The organism is Leeuwenhoekiella palythoae (assembly GCF_900130045.1).
Taxonomy (GTDB): Bacteria; Bacteroidota; Bacteroidia; order Flavobacteriales; family Flavobacteriaceae; genus Leeuwenhoekiella; species Leeuwenhoekiella palythoae.
The window spans coordinates 475,774-491,420 of the sequence record NZ_FQXT01000003.1 but is presented as its reverse complement, the minus strand read 5'-3'; the positions used below and the strand labels follow the sequence as shown (position 1 = coordinate 491,420).

11 protein-coding genes are annotated in these 15,647 nt (G+C 39.7%); 3 read left to right on the top strand and 8 right to left on the bottom strand.

What is annotated here, in order from left to right; translation table 11 throughout:
* Nucleotides 1–101 precede the first annotated feature (101 nt).
* Nucleotides 102–524, top strand: a complete 423-nt coding sequence (locus BUA96_RS09330) for a secondary thiamine-phosphate synthase enzyme YjbQ (RefSeq protein ID WP_072982499.1) — start codon at nucleotides 102–104, stop codon at nucleotides 522–524.
* On the opposite strand, the gene BUA96_RS09325 is transcribed toward BUA96_RS09330, so the two are convergent.
* The 4 genes from BUA96_RS09325 to gndA form a co-directional block, all read right to left on the bottom strand.
* The gene (locus BUA96_RS09325) at nucleotides 510–1,331 is read right to left on the bottom strand and encodes a Cof-type HAD-IIB family hydrolase (RefSeq protein ID WP_072982497.1); all 822 of its coding nucleotides are present in this window, start codon (nucleotides 1,329–1,331) and stop codon (nucleotides 510–512) included. The genes BUA96_RS09330 and BUA96_RS09325 overlap by 15 nt on opposite strands.
* A gap of 90 nt (nucleotides 1,332–1,421) precedes the next feature.
* Nucleotides 1,422–2,924: a S10 family peptidase gene (locus BUA96_RS09320; RefSeq protein WP_072982495.1), complete on the bottom strand. Its 1,503-nt coding sequence runs from the start codon at nucleotides 2,922–2,924 to the stop codon at nucleotides 1,422–1,424.
* 132 nt (nucleotides 2,925–3,056) lie between these two features.
* Complete coding sequence (locus BUA96_RS09315; RefSeq protein ID WP_072982494.1) at nucleotides 3,057–4,466, bottom strand: amidohydrolase family protein; 1,410 nt, start codon at nucleotides 4,464–4,466, stop codon at nucleotides 3,057–3,059.
* Between the two features lie 103 nt (nucleotides 4,467–4,569).
* Nucleotides 4,570–5,982, bottom strand: a complete 1,413-nt coding sequence (gene gndA / locus BUA96_RS09310; RefSeq protein WP_072982492.1) for an NADP-dependent phosphogluconate dehydrogenase — start codon at nucleotides 5,980–5,982, stop codon at nucleotides 4,570–4,572.
* A 204-nt stretch (nucleotides 5,983–6,186) separates the two neighbouring features.
* Between gndA and zwf the strand changes: the two genes are divergently transcribed.
* Together zwf and pgl are read left to right on the top strand one after the other, a co-directional pair.
* Nucleotides 6,187–7,725: a glucose-6-phosphate dehydrogenase gene (gene zwf / locus BUA96_RS09305; RefSeq protein ID WP_072982490.1), complete on the top strand. Its 1,539-nt coding sequence runs from the start codon at nucleotides 6,187–6,189 to the stop codon at nucleotides 7,723–7,725.
* Nucleotides 7,726–7,755: 30 nt separating this feature from the next.
* Nucleotides 7,756–8,466 carry a 6-phosphogluconolactonase gene (pgl, locus tag BUA96_RS09300; protein ID WP_072982488.1) on the top strand — a complete coding sequence of 237 codons (711 nt, stop codon included), beginning with the start codon at nucleotides 7,756–7,758 and terminating at the stop codon, nucleotides 8,464–8,466.
* Between the two features lie 29 nt (nucleotides 8,467–8,495).
* Here the strand turns inward: pgl and BUA96_RS09295 are convergent, their stop codons facing one another.
* The 4 genes from BUA96_RS09295 to BUA96_RS09280 form a co-directional block, all read right to left on the bottom strand.
* Nucleotides 8,496–9,374 (bottom strand): cation diffusion facilitator family transporter, encoded by an 879-nt coding sequence (locus BUA96_RS09295; protein ID WP_072982486.1) that lies wholly within the window; start codon nucleotides 9,372–9,374, stop codon nucleotides 8,496–8,498.
* A 64-nt stretch (nucleotides 9,375–9,438) separates the two neighbouring features.
* Nucleotides 9,439–10,545, bottom strand: a complete 1,107-nt coding sequence (locus BUA96_RS09290) for a mechanosensitive ion channel family protein (protein WP_072982484.1) — start codon at nucleotides 10,543–10,545, stop codon at nucleotides 9,439–9,441.
* Between the two features lie 194 nt (nucleotides 10,546–10,739).
* The gene (locus tag BUA96_RS09285) at nucleotides 10,740–12,377 is read right to left on the bottom strand and encodes a RagB/SusD family nutrient uptake outer membrane protein (protein WP_072982872.1); all 1,638 of its coding nucleotides are present in this window, start codon (nucleotides 12,375–12,377) and stop codon (nucleotides 10,740–10,742) included.
* 28 nt (nucleotides 12,378–12,405) lie between these two features.
* Nucleotides 12,406–15,390 (bottom strand): SusC/RagA family TonB-linked outer membrane protein, encoded by a 2,985-nt coding sequence (locus BUA96_RS09280; RefSeq protein WP_072982483.1) that lies wholly within the window; start codon nucleotides 15,388–15,390, stop codon nucleotides 12,406–12,408.
* Between the last annotated feature and the right edge of the window lie 257 nt (nucleotides 15,391–15,647).

The following is a 15,647-nucleotide window of genomic DNA, read 5'->3' as shown; positions in this document are numbered from 1 at the left end:
ATACGAGTCAAAATCGTAATGCGAAAGCTTCTTCTTAGGCCTTTAGAAGCTTAGGAACGCATAGTGTTTTATAAATTTGTAGGCTCAACAAAAGAATAGCTATGCGATTTTATCAAAAGGAAATACGGTTACAATCCAGAAGCCGTGGATTTCATCTTATTACGCAAGAAATAGAACGTAATCTTGATGACTTGAAAAACATTAAAGTTGGTCAACTTCAGGTATTTATAAAGCATACTTCGGCAAGTTTAACGATCAATGAAAATGCAGATCCAACGGTACGCCAGGATTTTGAAAGTCATATGAACAAAATGGTTCCTGAGAATGCACCGTATTATATTCATACCTATGAAGGCCCAGATGATATGCCTGCGCATATAAAAGCGTCGCTGATGGGCGCTTCGGTAACTATTCCGGTCACTAACGGAAGGTTAAATCTGGGTACTTGGCAAGGTATATATCTTTGCGAGCACCGCAATCACGGCGGAGCCCGCAAAGTTGTGCTTACGTTATTTGGTGAGTAGGGCTTCTTTAGCTGCGATAAGTTGCTCTAGAATATGCTCTACACCGCCTTCATTGTTGCTTTTGGTAGTATAATTTGCTGCTTTAGTAACATTAGGATGTGCATTTTGCATCGCAAAACTGTAATCAGCTTGCTCTATCATTTCAAGGTCGTTATTATAATCTCCAAAAACCATAGTTTCGGCCTTAGACACTTTTAATTGATCTTGAAGAATTTTAAGCGCGCGGCCTTTATCAGTATCCAAGTGACTGATGTCTAACCAGTATTCACCGCTAACTTTTACTTTAACTTCTTTTTCTAAAGCTTTTGCAATAGGGTAGGTAGTTTCTTCTGAACCGCCAAAGCTGTACACAGCAATTTTAAAGAAATGGTCGTCGTTAATTTCGGTGAGGTCAGGAACGCGCTTGAATTTGGTATAATATTCTTGAAAAATTTCAATAAACGGTTCGTGATCAGATTCAACGTATGCTTGTTCTTTTCCGCATAAAACAATGTGCGCATCTTCGATCTCACGCATTTGCTTGATAAGATTATGCACGGTTTCGGTATCTACGGTACAGGTATCTAAAACTTCAGTTTTTTTGATCGTGATTCCACCATTTTCTGCAACTACGATGATCTCATCTTTAATTGCGTCAAGCTTGTGAATGATACTGTAATATTGACGACCGCTGGCCGCGATGAATTGCACATCGTGCTTTTGCAGCTGTTTAAAAAGATCAAAAAATTTAGGGCTTACTTTTCCTTCGTCATTAAGAAGGGTGCCGTCCATATCAGAAACGACGAGTTTTACTTGTGTTAAATCCATATTTACAAAAATAACCCATAAACACGAGCCGTGTTTATGGGTCTTATTAATTGATTCTTAAATTATCGCTAAGCGATAGTGGACCTGCGCTTACTTATACATTGCTCCCTGATCAATACCTTCACTGGCTTTCTCAATGAAATCGCGAAGATCTTGATTGGCGTTTTTTAAATCTTCAGCACGCAGGTACATCATATGGCCGCTGCGGTATCCTTTAAAGTCCATTCGGTCTGAAAATTTCCCGTTGATGTTGATCTGGCTCATAATATATTTTGCATTAAAATACGTACATGCCCCGTCATAATAGCCAGACTGAACCATCAAGTGCAAATTAGCGTTCATTCCCATCGCGTCTCTAAGATCTGCACCGGTGTGATTATTAGAGCGGTCCCAAGGATGCACGTTGCCAAACATATCATAAGTGAGGTCTGTTTTAAAGCCTAATTCTTCAGACATATAATAGTTGATTGCCGGGGTAAAACTGTGCAACCAAGACGTCAATTCACTATTGTAATCCGGGCGCTCGCCGGCATCTGCGATGTCTAAACCTTTGTAACGCGAATCTAGACGACCTATGGTATAACCTTCTTTATCACGTAGCAAGTCTTTCCAGAAATAATTAAAAGGAACCGCCAGGTTATTTTGGCTCACTGTTCTTTCTGAAAGTCCGGAGTAGTAAGCAGTTTTCTCTATTGCTTGTTGTTTTTCGGCTTCAGAAGCATAACCTCCTTTTGCCAAAACCGGCAGCAATTCTTCCACAGCATATTTTTCAACTTCCGGAAGCATTTCTGTTAAATCCTTATTTTGAAGGGCAGGAGGCAAGGCGTTATGATACCAAGCTGCCGCGGCAAAATACGGTAGACGGTTTGCGATCTCTACTGGACCGGCAAAGTCAAAACCTATTTCGGTAGGAGAAACTAAAATCACACCGTTTAAATACATCCAGTTTCCTTGTTGTAAGGCTTTGGCTAAGCCTGAAACACGTGTAGTACCATAGCTTTCACCAATGATAAATTTAGGAGAACGCCAGCGGTTATGACGTGTAACAAAAGTATTCACCCAATCTGCGAGATAAGATATGTCTGCATTTACTCCGAAGAACTGATCACGCTTGGGCATTTCACCTGCTGCGTTAGGAACCATTCTGCTATAGCCGGTATTTACCGGATTTACATAAACGATATCCGCCACATCTAAAACCGAATTTGGATTGTCTTTAATTCCATACGGTTGAACCGGATAACCTTCGTCGGTGATTTTTAAAATACGCGGACCGGTATACGCAATATGCATCCAAACCGAAGCAGAACCAGGACCACCATTAAAACTGATCAGCAACGGGCGCGTTTGATTGTCTTTTACATCTGTTCTGGTGTAATAGGTATAATTTAGAGTAGCCACAGGATTCCCGGAATTGTCCCAAACCGGTTGAAAACCAAGCTCTGCCTTATACGGAATATTCTGACCTTTTATGGTCACACTGTGAGTTGAAGTAATTGTAGTATCAACAGGGGCTTTTACTTGTTGTGCGCGTAGGGCGGAAGCGAAACACACGAGAAGCGCAAGTGCGCTAAGAGTAGTTTTTAGATTCATAGAAGATTAATTATTCGTAATTCTTAAAAATACGGATATGGTTTAGTTTTTTAATAAAATGCAACGATAAATCCTTTTACTGCAATTAAAATTTAGTGCTTAGAAATTTTTAATCTAATTATTGAAGAATTATCAATTTTTGACGGTTGAATTTAGCAGTTCTGATAGTTGATTACTGTCAAAGGTTTTTCCATTTTTTACTACCATAAAGATATCTTGGGTATTTTCAATATTTTTCAACGGATTAGCATTAAGTAATAGCAAATCAGCCTGCGCACCTGCATTGATTTGTGGCAGTTGCTTTTTGAGAAAAACGGCTCCGTTTTGCGATGAGGTCTGTAAAGCTTCAAGCGGAGATAAGCCGGCATCTACCAAGGCTTGTAATTCTTTATGCAGTGAAATCCCGGGATACGTGTAGGAGTTGAATGCACCACTATCTGAGCCGGCAAGTAATCCCACTCCGTTATCTGCTAAAGTACCTGCAAGTTTTACAAATGCCGAATCTAGATTTTTACGCATAACCACAAACTCCGGTGAAGCATTTTTTGCACTGTTAATGCGACCCGCATAGGTTTTTTGAATTCCGTTGCCTATATAGTTTAAGTATTCATCTTGCGTATGATCTACTTCGTCAAGATAGCTCAGGGTATGACCAATATGAAGCGTAGGAACCACAAAAACATTACGTTCTTTGAGTTTATTGAATGTCTGCGTCGCAACCGAATCTGAATAGGTTTGCATTACACGATCTAGAGAGGTCCAAAAGCCGGCTTCGTTATTCTTTACCGCTTCGGTGATGGCAAGTTCATCAGAAGAACAACCTTTTAAAACATAATACAAATGTTCAATCGCATCGATTCCTGCACTTGTAGTTTCATCAACCGTCACCGAGTAGGGCATATGACCACTTGTGATCATGTTGCGTTTTTCAGCTTCTGAAATCACTTTTAAATAATTTTCTCCAGAAATGTTACTGTCGTAGATCTTGACAAAATCCACGTTCAATTCCTGCAGACTATCTAGCGCCTGCTCGATGTCTTGATCATTTTCCACTTCAAGCGAACCTGCCCAAGTTGCGCCGGGTCCGTCAATTTTTGGTCCGCTGGTATAAATAGTTGGTCCCACAAGCGTGTTGGCTGCAATTTCCTTTTGCCACTTTTGAACCGCGGTAGTTAGATCGCCGCCGGCATCACGTACGGTGGTGATTCCGTTTGCGATAAAAAGTTTCAGTAAATCTTTATTTTCTTCAATTAAATCAGCACCACCTCTAAAATGCACGTGATTATCCCAAAGACCAGTCATCAGGTATTTACCGCTTCCGTCAATTTGCTGCTTGGCTGCACTGGTCATCAAATCTCGACTGTTTACAATAGAGTGAATCGTATCACCCGCAATAAAAACTGATTGATCTTGTGCAACTTTTCCATTTTGCAGGTTGATAATGTTCACATTATGAATGGCAATATCAAATTGTGGAGGAGGATTTCCGCAGGAATTTAGAAGAGTTATTAAAATAAGTAGAGGAAGTAAAGCTCTTTTCATAAATAGGGTGTTGTGATGCTTTAAAAATAGGAATAAAAAAAGAGCCTCGTTAAAGGCTCTTTTCAATTTTATTGGCACCGCCAAAGGATTTATTGCTCTTTGATTATTTTCCCCATTCTGTATGGAAAATACCTGAACGGTCGATACGCTCATAGGTATGTGAACCAAAGTTATCGCGTTGCGCCTGAATCACATTCAATGGAAGTCGGCTTGAGGTATAAGCTTCAAAATAATTTAAAGCACTTGATAAACCGGGAACCGGAATTCCGCTTTGCGCCGCATAAGCTACCGTCTCACGAACAGACTCCAAAGTACCTTGTACTTTTTCTACAAAAGATGGCGCTAATAATAGGTTAGGCAATTCTTTATCTGCAGTATATGCTTGAGAAATGTCTTCTAACAATCCGGCGCGAATGATACATCCTGCTCTCCAAATCTTAGCGATAACAGACATGTCAAGATCGTACTCGTACTCTTTAGAAGCGTCTGCCAATTGATGTAAACCTTGAGCGTAAGCGATGATAAAAGAGAAATACAGCGACTCTTCGGCCATTGCGATGATTTTGTCTTTATCAATAGGTTTTGGCTCTGGTCGGCTGTATAATTTATCAGCAACGATGCGCTCTTCTTTTAATGCTGAGATCTCACGCATACTCACTGCAACATCAATGGTAGGAACAGGAATTCCTAAGTCCATTGCATTTTGTGAGGTCCATTTACCGGTACCTTTTTGCTTGGCTTTGTCGAGGATCATATCTACTAATCTTCCATCACCTAGATCATCTTCTTGCTTGAAAATTTCCGCGGTAATTTCAACTAAAAAAGATTGCAAGCGTCCTTTATTCCATAGGTCATAGACTTGATGCAATTCATCATTATCAAGACCAACAGATTTTTTCAAAAGATCATAAATCTCAGAAGTCAACTGCATAAGACCATACTCGATACCATTATGCACCATTTTTACATAGTTACCGGCAGATTTAGGTCCTAAATGCGCCACACAAGGTTCACCATTAAATTTAGCCGAAACCGCTTCAAATATAGGTTTGATATGGGTATATGCTTCTGCGTTTCCGCCGGGCATAATACTTGGTCCTTTACGAGCACCTTCGGCACCACCGCTAACTCCGGCTCCAAAGAAGTTAATTCCTTTTTCTTTCAAATAAGCTTCACGACGGTCTGTATCTGTGAAGAATGAGTTTCCACCATCTATGATAATATCACCTTGGTCTAGGTGAGGTAAAAGTGTCTCAATGACTTGATCAACAATTTTACCGGCAGGTACAAGCAACATGATTTTGCGGGGAGCGGCAAGCGCCTCTACAAAAGTTTCGATTTCGGTAGAAGCATCAACCTTGTTTAGGTCTCCACCTTCTTTTTTTAGGGCATCTACTTTTTCCTGATCTAAATCGTAACCAAAGGCCTTAAAACCGTTGTCTGCGACGTTTAAAATAAAGTTACGTCCCATTACGCCCAGACCTACCAGTCCAAAATCATAATTTTTATGCTCCATAATAATTAGTTATTGTTCTTTTTAATTTGACACCATAATGTTTTTATAAAGACCCCTGTGTGCCGTCAAGATGCCTTATTTTTGTATTGGTTATGGTCAAAATTAAATGATAACATTGACTTTTTACCCCTTTATTCTATAAACTCATGTTATAATTGTAAATAACCACCTAACGAATCAAAAAATAGAAAAATAATTATTCTTATGAATAAAACATCTAATCAGCTCCTGGTCATTTTTGGAGCTTCTGGAGATCTAACTGCCCGTAAACTTATTCCTGCTTTGTACAACTTATATGAGGGAGGACATTTTCCCGAAAATTTTGCAGTGCTAGGAGCGAGTAGGAGTGATATGAGTGATGAAGAATTTAGAAAACGCGTTGTTTACGAGAGTCCGTTTTTAAAAGATAAACTCAAAAAGAAAGATGACGAGTTCATCAAGAAATTTGCAGACATGATGTTTTATTCAGATCTAGGCGATGATTATGATTCTGAATACAGCAAACTCAACAAACGTATTACCTCACTAAACGAGGAGCACGGTCTTGATGGTAATTATTCCTTTTACCTTTCTACGCCACCAAGTTTGTTTGAGCCCATCTCAAAAAATCTTTCTGACCAAGGGTTAACAAAAGGTTCCGGGACTGACAAAGGATTTAGACGTATCATCGTTGAGAAACCTTTTGGTTACAGTCTGGAAACTGCAAAAGAGCTTAACGCCGGGTTGCAGAAGTATTTTAAAGAAAAGCAGATTTACAGAATAGACCATTATCTAGGTAAAGAAACCGTACAAAACTTAATGGTCACCCGTTTTTCAAACTCTATTTTTGAACCGCTTTGGAACCGTAATTACATTCACCACGTAGAAATCACCAATGCTGAAACTGTAGGTGTAGAAAAGCGTGGAGGCTACTACGACAAATCTGGAGCTTTACGTGATATGTTTCAGAGTCACCTGCTGCAGATTGTTTCGTTAATAGTAATGGAACCACCCATAAGCGCTGACGCTGACGAGATCCATAACGAAAAGGTAAAAGCACTGAAGTCTATACGCAGAATGACTGATACGCAAACGCTTTTTGATCACACGATGAAAGGACAATATGTTGCTTCTAGCATCGATGGAAAACGCGTAAAAGGCTATCGTGAGGAAGAAGGAGTAGATCCTGATTCTAAAACCGAAACCTACGCAGCGATCAAATTCTTTGTAGATAACTGGCGTTGGAAGGATGTTCCGTTTTATGTTCGTACTGCTAAGCGTATGCCAACTAAGGTTACCGAAGTGGTAATTCATTTTAAAACACCGCACCACCAGGTGTTTAAAGAGCAGGACATCAATAATAAAGACAATAAACTGGTAATTCGTATTCAGCCAGATGAGGGTATTTTGATCAAATTTGGGGTAAAAGTTCCGGGGCAAGGCTTTAAAGTAGAGCGTGCGAATATGGACTTTTACTACAGCAGTCTTGCCGACAAAAATATTATGGATGCTTACGAGCGTCTATTGCTGGATGCGATGCAAGGAGATACAACCCTTTATGCGCGTGCCGATGAGGTTGAGGCGGCTTGGGCATTTGTTGATCCTATTCTAGAATATTGGGCAAACGACAAAGATGTACCAACTTACGGTTATCCTGCCGGAACCTGGGGCCCTAAGAATTCTGATGATTTGATCGAAGATAGTAATGGTTGGAGAAATCCGGGAGAGTTACTTACCGATGAAACCGGATTCTGTATTATCTAAACTAAATTTTTAATTAAAATTATTCCAGAAATGGATTTACATATTAAAGAAACGAAGCAGCTTGTTGCTGAAGAATTTTCTGAATTTTTTAAAGAAAAATGTACCACCGGAGAAGATGTGCATATCGCACTTTCCGGCGGAAGCACTCCAAAGATTGTTTTTGATCATTTAGCCAAAGAATACGGTGCAGATATCGATTGGTCTAAAGTGTTTTTATATTGGGGAGATGAGCGTTGTGTGCCGCCTTCTGATGATGAGAGCAACTACAAAATGACGGTAGAACACCTGATTTCTAAAATTGATATTCCTGAAGAAAATATCTTTAGAATCAAAGGAGAAGATGATCCTGAAGAGGAAGCAAAGCGCTATTCAAAAGTGCTTGATGAGCAATTGCCAAAAGCAAATGGAATACCATATTTTGATGTTGTCATGTTAGGAATGGGAGATGATGGGCACACCGTTTCTATTTTTCCGTACAATATTGAATTATGGGATATGCCAGAGAATTGTCGTGTGGCTAAACACCCTGATTCTGGGCAAAAGCGCGTGACCTTCACCGGTAAGATCGTGAACAATGCTAAAACCATTGCGTTTTTAGTTACCGGAGCAGGAAAAAAAGAAAAGGTAACTGCGATTCATAAAAAGCACGATGGCTATAAAGAATTTCCTGCGAGTTTAGTAGCGCCTAAACAGGGCGAATTGCATTGGTTTTTAGATCAAGACGCTGCAGCGGGTTTATAACGTCTAGCTAATTCAATAGCTTAAATTTTTTAGGGATTCCCAGGCTCAACGTGTATTAAAATAAAGTTGAGGTTGGGAATTTCTTCTTTTAAATAGTCTTGTAATCGATGGGCGATCTCGTGCCCTTTAGCCACCGAAATGCTTCCGTCTACAATGGCGTGCAAATCTAAGTGATAACTCATTCCGGCTTTTCGAATGAATGCTTTTTCGGTATCTAAAACTCCCGGAACTTCTAATGCTTTGATGCGTACCAATTCGATAATATCATCATAGCGATTTTCGTCCATAATTTCGCCTAAAGCAGGCCTGAAAATGAGATAGGCGTTATACAGAATAATACCCGAAGCAAAGAGGGCTGCCCAATCGTCTGCAGTCTCAAAACCTTCCCCAAAAATCAAAGCAACAGAAATTCCTATAAAAGCCATTACTGAAGTGATCGCATCGCTACGGTGATGCCAGGCGTCAGCTTTAAGTGACGAACTATTGGTTTCCTTGCTGCGTTTTAGTACAATTCTAAAGGAGATTTCTTTCCAAATTATGATTACTGCCAGCACGATAAGTGTCCAGAGTTTTGGTGGTTTTTGAGGAGTTACCAGTAAAATATTTTGAACGCTCTCGTAAGCGATCACCGTTGCAGATGTCACCAAGAAAGCAACGACCATAAAGGTAATGAGCGGTTCAATTTTACCGTGACCGTACGGGTGATTGTCGTCTGCAGGTCTTTCAGCATATTTTAAACCAAAAAGTACCAGAAGCGATGCAAAAATATCTGCGGTAGACTCGATGGCATCAGCGATCAAAGCATAAGAATTGCCAAAGATCCCGGCCAAAGCTTTAGCGATAGCCAGCACGGTATTGCCAACGATGCTGAAGTACGTAGCGCTTACTGCAGATTCTGTTTTACTCATAATTTAAATCTAAGGGGAGTGCAAAGTTCTGTTATTTAAATTGCCTATCCCGTTAAGATCTCAATTATTTATCTCTGAGTAAATCTGATTTGTCTGGTTCTTTAGTTGCTTTTTCAACCTTATCACTATCCTTACGCGATTGCATTTCTACACGAGTACGCGGTAAACTATGCGGATAATTTTCTTGGATAAAAATGACCAATTTTTCTCTTACGTGTACACGTAGATCCCAGGCAGTAGGGGAGTCAATGGCGCTCATTAGGGCTCGGGTTTCGACCATTTCGTTATTGGTATCAGTCACCTGAAGCACGTTAACTTCACCATCCCATAAGTCAGTATTCTTAAGAATTCTGGTGAGCTCTTTGCGAAGTGCATCAAATGGTACGTTGTAATCTGTATAGATAAAAACAGTACCTAAAATATCAGAAGAATTGCGCGTCCAGTTTTGAAAAGGTTGTTCGATAAAATAGGTTGTAGGCAGTACCAGACGGCGTTTGTCCCAGATTTTTACAACCACATAGGTAAGATATATTTCTTCTATACGTCCCCACTCTCCTTCGACGACCACGACATCATCTAGACGAATAGGCTGCGTAAACGCAATTTGAATCCCCGCCATCAAAGTACCTAGAGCTTTTTGTGCAGCGAAACCAATGATGATCCCAGCGATTCCGGCGGAAGTCAACATACTCACACCTATAGAGCGAATGCTATCAAAACTCATCAAGGCGATACTTACCGCAAAAAGAATGATCAAAAACATAAGCACGCGCTCGAGTACGGTAAATTGCGTATAGACTTTACGCGCATGAACATTGTCTGAAGCACTCATATCATATTTTAAAAGAATATTTCTTTTAAATGCTTTGAGAATGACGATTAAAATCCAAGTGATGCTTAAAATAAAGAGCAATGTACTTACGTGACTCAAAAAGTTCTCCTCTATAAATTCTAAAATGCGATCGTTAGTTTTGATGATTTTGAGCACAAGCGCCAACATAAACAGCGCGAGCGGAAGTCTCATTTTTCCAGCGAAATTGACCGGTAGAATATTCTTAGGGCTTTTGCCCAATTTCTTTAGAAAATAGAAAATCAAGCCGAAAAAGACCATTCCTGCAAGAATGGTAATGAGCAAAAATTTTGAGGTTTGCGAGTCAAAATAGTCTAACATAAGCCCAGTGTTTTGTAGAATTTACTTTGAAGTTAAGCGGAAGCAGGACATATTTCCGTTAAGGATATTTAAAACTTTTGAGATCAAGATACTATAACGATAGTAAATTAAAGAACTGCTATGCTCAACTAGCATTAATAAAAAAAGCGCTGTTTTTACACAGCGCTTCACACAAACAAATTTTAACCCAATGATTAACTCCCAGTATAACCAGGATTCTGAGTTAACTCTGCTTCTTTATTAAGTTGAATCTCGCGAAGAGGTATGGGGAACAACTCGTGAAATTCTTGCAGTCCTTCAATGCGCATTGTTTGAGGTAACGGAATACTCTCATCTTGAATGTTAAGTCGTGTAGCACGCTCTACGAGCATTTTGGTTCGCATTAAGGTCATTCTTCGGTTTTCCTCAGCGAGCAATTCACGTACGCGCTCATCGAGTATAAAATCAAGGCTCATTTCTCCTGCAGTTACCTGAGGAGCATTTGCGCGTGTTCTTAAAATATTAATAGTAGTTGCAGCACCACCCGGATTGTTCTGAGCCACTTGCGCTTCTGCCTTTAGTAAATAGGTTTCACCTAAACGCATAATCATGAAATCTTTCCACATCCCAAAACCAAATACATCTGCAGGATCAAAATGTCCCCATTTTAACGAATAAGGTTGAATTCTGGCAAGCGTATCAATCCCTTCATAAGGCACGAGTTCGCCATAAATATCAGAAAAATTAGGATCAGGATTATTGTATCTAAATCGCTTATGGATGTTATGTTTAGAGTTACGCATGTCTCCTTCATCATATAGATCATAGATGACCCAGTTGTTAAGACGAATACGTGCAATTCCTCTACCACCTAACGAATCTGCCGGGATCATACCATTTACGTTATGGTAGCCAGCACCCCAAATACGACGTTGTTGAGGAGAACCACTTGAACCACCACGCACATCTGCAGGGTTCTCATTTTCTAAGACCCAAATAGCTTCAGTATTTCCTTGTGAACGGCGCTGATTTCCCTTAAAGAACATATCAGAAAAAGGATCTCCTTCTTCACCTGCTTTCACACCATAACGTTCTGTAACTAATTGAAAGGCATTGCTATTTATAATAATATCGGCTTGATCTTCAGCGAGATCAGGTTGTCCAGATCTTAGGTAGAATTCTGCAAATAATTGATGCGCCACATACTTATGCACGCGTGCTTCAAATTGAGGAGCGTTTGTGGGATCTGCAAGATTTGCGGTAGCGTATTGCAAATCTGTTTCAATCTGAGCATTTATTTCTTCCAGAGAATTCCTGGTGTAATCAAAACGAGCTTCAGTAACCGGTTCTGTAATCAGGGGAACTCCACCAAAAAGCGTTGCCAGATTATTATAAGCATAAGCTCTAAAAAAGCGCGCTTCGGCATTAATAGCATCTTTTTCTTCTTGAGAAAGTTCTTCTGAAGTATTGGCCTCAATGCTGGCGATAATACTGTTAGTATTTTCAACCATATTGTACCAAAGCTCCCAGCTTTGATATGCTGCACTATCATCTGTAGTTAATTGATTGTACTTGTAATACGGTACTTCAACTCCTTGCGGTGCTGTAGGCCATACGATATCTGTACCGGCTTGCCATACAGATAACCAACCTTGTTGCCCGCTTCGGGTATAAAAAGTACTCAGCATTTGATAAAGTCCCACGAGCTGGGCTTGATACCCCAATTCATCGTTAAGTGTTTCTGGAGTAAAGTCAGAACGAATTTCTTCTTCTAGAAAGTCATCACCGCAAGAACTAAATATGAAGATATTTAGGCTAAGCAGTATAAGTGTAAGTTTAGATATATTTTTCATAAAGTGTATCTTTTTTCGATTAGCCATTTTAAAGCGAAACATTAAGTCCTATAGAGTATGTTCTCACAACTGGGTAGTTGTTAGTCCAATCTCCAGACCCTCTATACGATTGGCTACTTTCTGGATCCCAGCCTATCCAATCTGTCCAGGTATATAAATTTCTTCCGGCTACGTAGATCATTAAATTATCAAGGCCAAAACGCTCAATTTTTTCAATAGGAAATCTGTAGCTGAGACGCGCATCTTTTAATCTTACGTAACTTGCATCTCTAGGATAGCCGTAGCCCAAAGTATTACGATAAACAAGAGAAGGAAATTCATTGCTTTGGTTTTCAGGTGTCCAGTACCCTACGTTAGAAGGGGTGTTACGTCTTGATAATTCATCCCCGTAGTTGATGTCAGGATTACCTTTTAAAACTCCTTGAACGGTCTGAATAAAGAACGATAAATCAAAGTTTTTGTAAGAGAAGGTATTTGTCAAACCGCCGGTCCATTTAGGAAGGCTTGAGCCTAAATAAACGCGATCGTTTTCTGGCTCAATCACTCCATCACCATTAATGTCTTCAAATTTTAAATCTCCTGGATTGGCATTAAAGCTACCTGTGTCTTCACCTTCTTGCCATACACCAACCATTTTGTAATCATAAATAGCACCTAGTGATTTACCAATAAACCATCTACTTGGGATGTCATCTTCGCCATCGCCATAAAGATCAAGAATCTCATTTTTATAGGTAGAGAAGTTGATGTTGCTCTCCCATCTAAAATCACCGGTGTCAATATTGGTGCTGTTTACAGTAAATTCAAAACCTCTGTTTTCTACCGCACCTATGTTTTCAATAATACTAGTAGTACCTGTCAGAGCCGGGATGCTTCGGTTAAGAAGAAGATCTTCGGTTTTTGATTTATAGACTTCAAACGATCCGTTAATCCGGTTATTTAGTAAGCCAAAGTCAACACCAAGGTTCCCAGAAACCGTAGTTTCCCATTTTAAGTTCGGGTTACCTAAACCGGCGATGTAAGTCCCGGTATAGGACTGCCCACCAAATGGATAAAGCAATGTACCTGCACGGGTTTGAGTTTGGTTAATTCCTACCCCACGGTTACCCGTTTCACCAATAGAAAATCTTAGCTTCAAATTGTTAATGACATCAGCATTTTCCATAAATGCTTCCTTGTGAATATTCCACCCTAATGCTGCAGATGGAAATACACCATATTTACTGGTATTTGAACCAAAGGCTGAATACCCATCGCGACGTACCGTAAACGTAAGTAGATAACGACTGTCATAATTATAATTAAGTCGTCCCATTTGTGATAAGAGCGTAGATCTAGTGCTATAGGTATCACCAGTGATATTTTCTGCTGCCGAAATATTATTGTACGATAACTGGTCGTTTACAAAACCGGTACCTGTAAGAGACTCTTGGAAAAACTCATTGGCTTGCGCACTATATAAAGCGGTTAAATCAAAATTATGTTTCCCGAAGCTCTTAGAGTATTTTAGGATATTTTCAATAATCCATACTTTTTCTTCATCACCGCCTACATTTGCTGTACCTCTGTTATTATTTGCAGCACGACCGGTATAGTTGCGATATAAATACGGATTAAACGTGTACGAAGCGTTAATTCTATAGCTCAAACCTTCGGCAAATGCCGGAGTAACTTCAGCAAAAACATTACCTGATAAAGTACGCTCGCGCTGTACGCGGTCTGTAGTTAGACCCAACAACGGATTTTCATAAAGCAACTCTGGCAACATAGGGTTGATTATGAGTTCGCCGTTCTCATCATAAGGAACAGAGTAGGGGCTCATAGCTGTTGCCAAAAGTAAATTTGCGCGACCACCATCAAAATTGTTATTGGCAAAAAATGCATTAAGGCCAACCTTTAAATAGTCGGTGAGTTGAACGTCTATATTAGAACGCAGGGTGAATTTTTGATAATCATAACCTTCAATAACCCCTTTTTGATCCAAATAACTTCCGGATACAAAATATTTGGTTTTCTCGCTTCCACCGCGAATACTTAAGTTATGCTCTTGAATAACACCGCTTCTGGTCGCAATATCAAACCAATCTGTAGTGATCCCTGCATTATAATTGTCTATTTCAGACTGATTTTCAAGAATACGATCTTGTTCTGCTCCAGGATTATTTTGGCTGAAAAAATCTGCGTATTTCTGCACATAAGCATCAGGACCTAAAGGTTCAAGCACATTTGCAAATTCTTCAATCGCGCCATACGTGCTGTAATTGATCACAGGATCACCGCTGGTTCCTCTTTTAGTTTGAATAAGGATAACTCCGTTAGATCCACGTGTACCATAAATTGCAACGGCAGAAGCATCTTTTAGAATTTGAATAGACTGAATATCTCTAGTGTTGATATCGTTTAAAGTACCTGTAAACGGAACACCATCTAAAACAATAAATGGACTCGTACTTCCTGTGATTGAATTGATACCGCGCACTTGAATAGATCCGGTAGAACCTGGCACCGAAGAACCCTGACTTATATTTAGTCCGGCAGTAGTACCTTGAATAGCTTGAGTTACGTTAGTCACTGGTAGGTTTTCTAGACGTTCTTCAGGAACAGAAGCCACAGAGCCCGTGACATCAGACTTCTTTTGACTACCATACCCAACGACAACGATTTCGTCTAAAACACCAAGATCTTCTTCTAGCTGGGCATTAATCGTAGATTGACCGTTTACAGGAATATCAATCGTTTTCATTCCTACATAAGAAAAAGAGAGCACAGCGTCTGCAGCAACTTCAAGTTCGTAATTTCCGTCAAAATCAGTTGTGGTACCGTTAGAAGTACCTTTTACAACAACCGTAACTCCGGGAAGTGGCATACCATCTGCCGCTGTTGTAACTGTACCGGAAACAGTCTGTTGTGGTTGCGATATCGTTGTAGCTTTAACATCAAAAGAAAAGCCTAACAACAACATTACAAGACTGCAAATCGCAATTGATTTTAATTGTAACATGTTTTGTTTCATAGAATAAGTATTAGTTGAACATCTAGCTTAATGTGTTTAATTGTTTATAAGCGTTTAATCAGAGTTCAATGTTCTATAAAATGCGTTTTGTGTATCGGGGGCTTATCAATTAATAATAGGGGGTTGATGGTGCAGGATAGGTATAATGGGGACTTTTGGCCCTAATTCTATGCATTTGAAATGCATAACTGATAAAAATGAGCTTTAAGAATTTGCTATTTTAAGCCTAAATTTTTTGTTATAAATAAACTTTTAGA

Bases quoted from the DNA above. Each gene is read 5' to 3' on its own strand.
- gndA (WP_072982492.1), bottom strand. From the start codon at position 5,982: ATGGAGCATAAAAATTATGATTTTGGACTGGTAGGTCTGGGCGTAATG.
- BUA96_RS09330 (WP_072982499.1), top strand. From the start codon at position 102: ATGCGATTTTATCAAAAGGAAATACGGTTACAATCCAGAAGCCGTGGA.
- zwf (WP_072982490.1), top strand. From the start codon at position 6,187: ATGAATAAAACATCTAATCAGCTCCTGGTCATTTTTGGAGCTTCTGGA.
- BUA96_RS09280 (WP_072982483.1), bottom strand. From the start codon at position 15,390: ATGAAACAAAACATGTTACAATTAAAATCAATTGCGATTTGCAGTCTT.
- pgl (WP_072982488.1), top strand. From the start codon at position 7,756: ATGGATTTACATATTAAAGAAACGAAGCAGCTTGTTGCTGAAGAATTT.
- BUA96_RS09295 (WP_072982486.1), bottom strand. From the start codon at position 9,374: ATGAGTAAAACAGAATCTGCAGTAAGCGCTACGTACTTCAGCATCGTT.
- BUA96_RS09315 (WP_072982494.1), bottom strand. From the start codon at position 4,466: ATGAAAAGAGCTTTACTTCCTCTACTTATTTTAATAACTCTTCTAAAT.
- BUA96_RS09325 (WP_072982497.1), bottom strand. From the start codon at position 1,331: ATGGATTTAACACAAGTAAAACTCGTCGTTTCTGATATGGACGGCACC.
- BUA96_RS09290 (WP_072982484.1), bottom strand. From the start codon at position 10,545: ATGTTAGACTATTTTGACTCGCAAACCTCAAAATTTTTGCTCATTACC.
- BUA96_RS09320 (WP_072982495.1), bottom strand. From the start codon at position 2,924: ATGAATCTAAAAACTACTCTTAGCGCACTTGCGCTTCTCGTGTGTTTC.
- BUA96_RS09285 (WP_072982872.1), bottom strand. From the start codon at position 12,377: ATGAAAAATATATCTAAACTTACACTTATACTGCTTAGCCTAAATATC.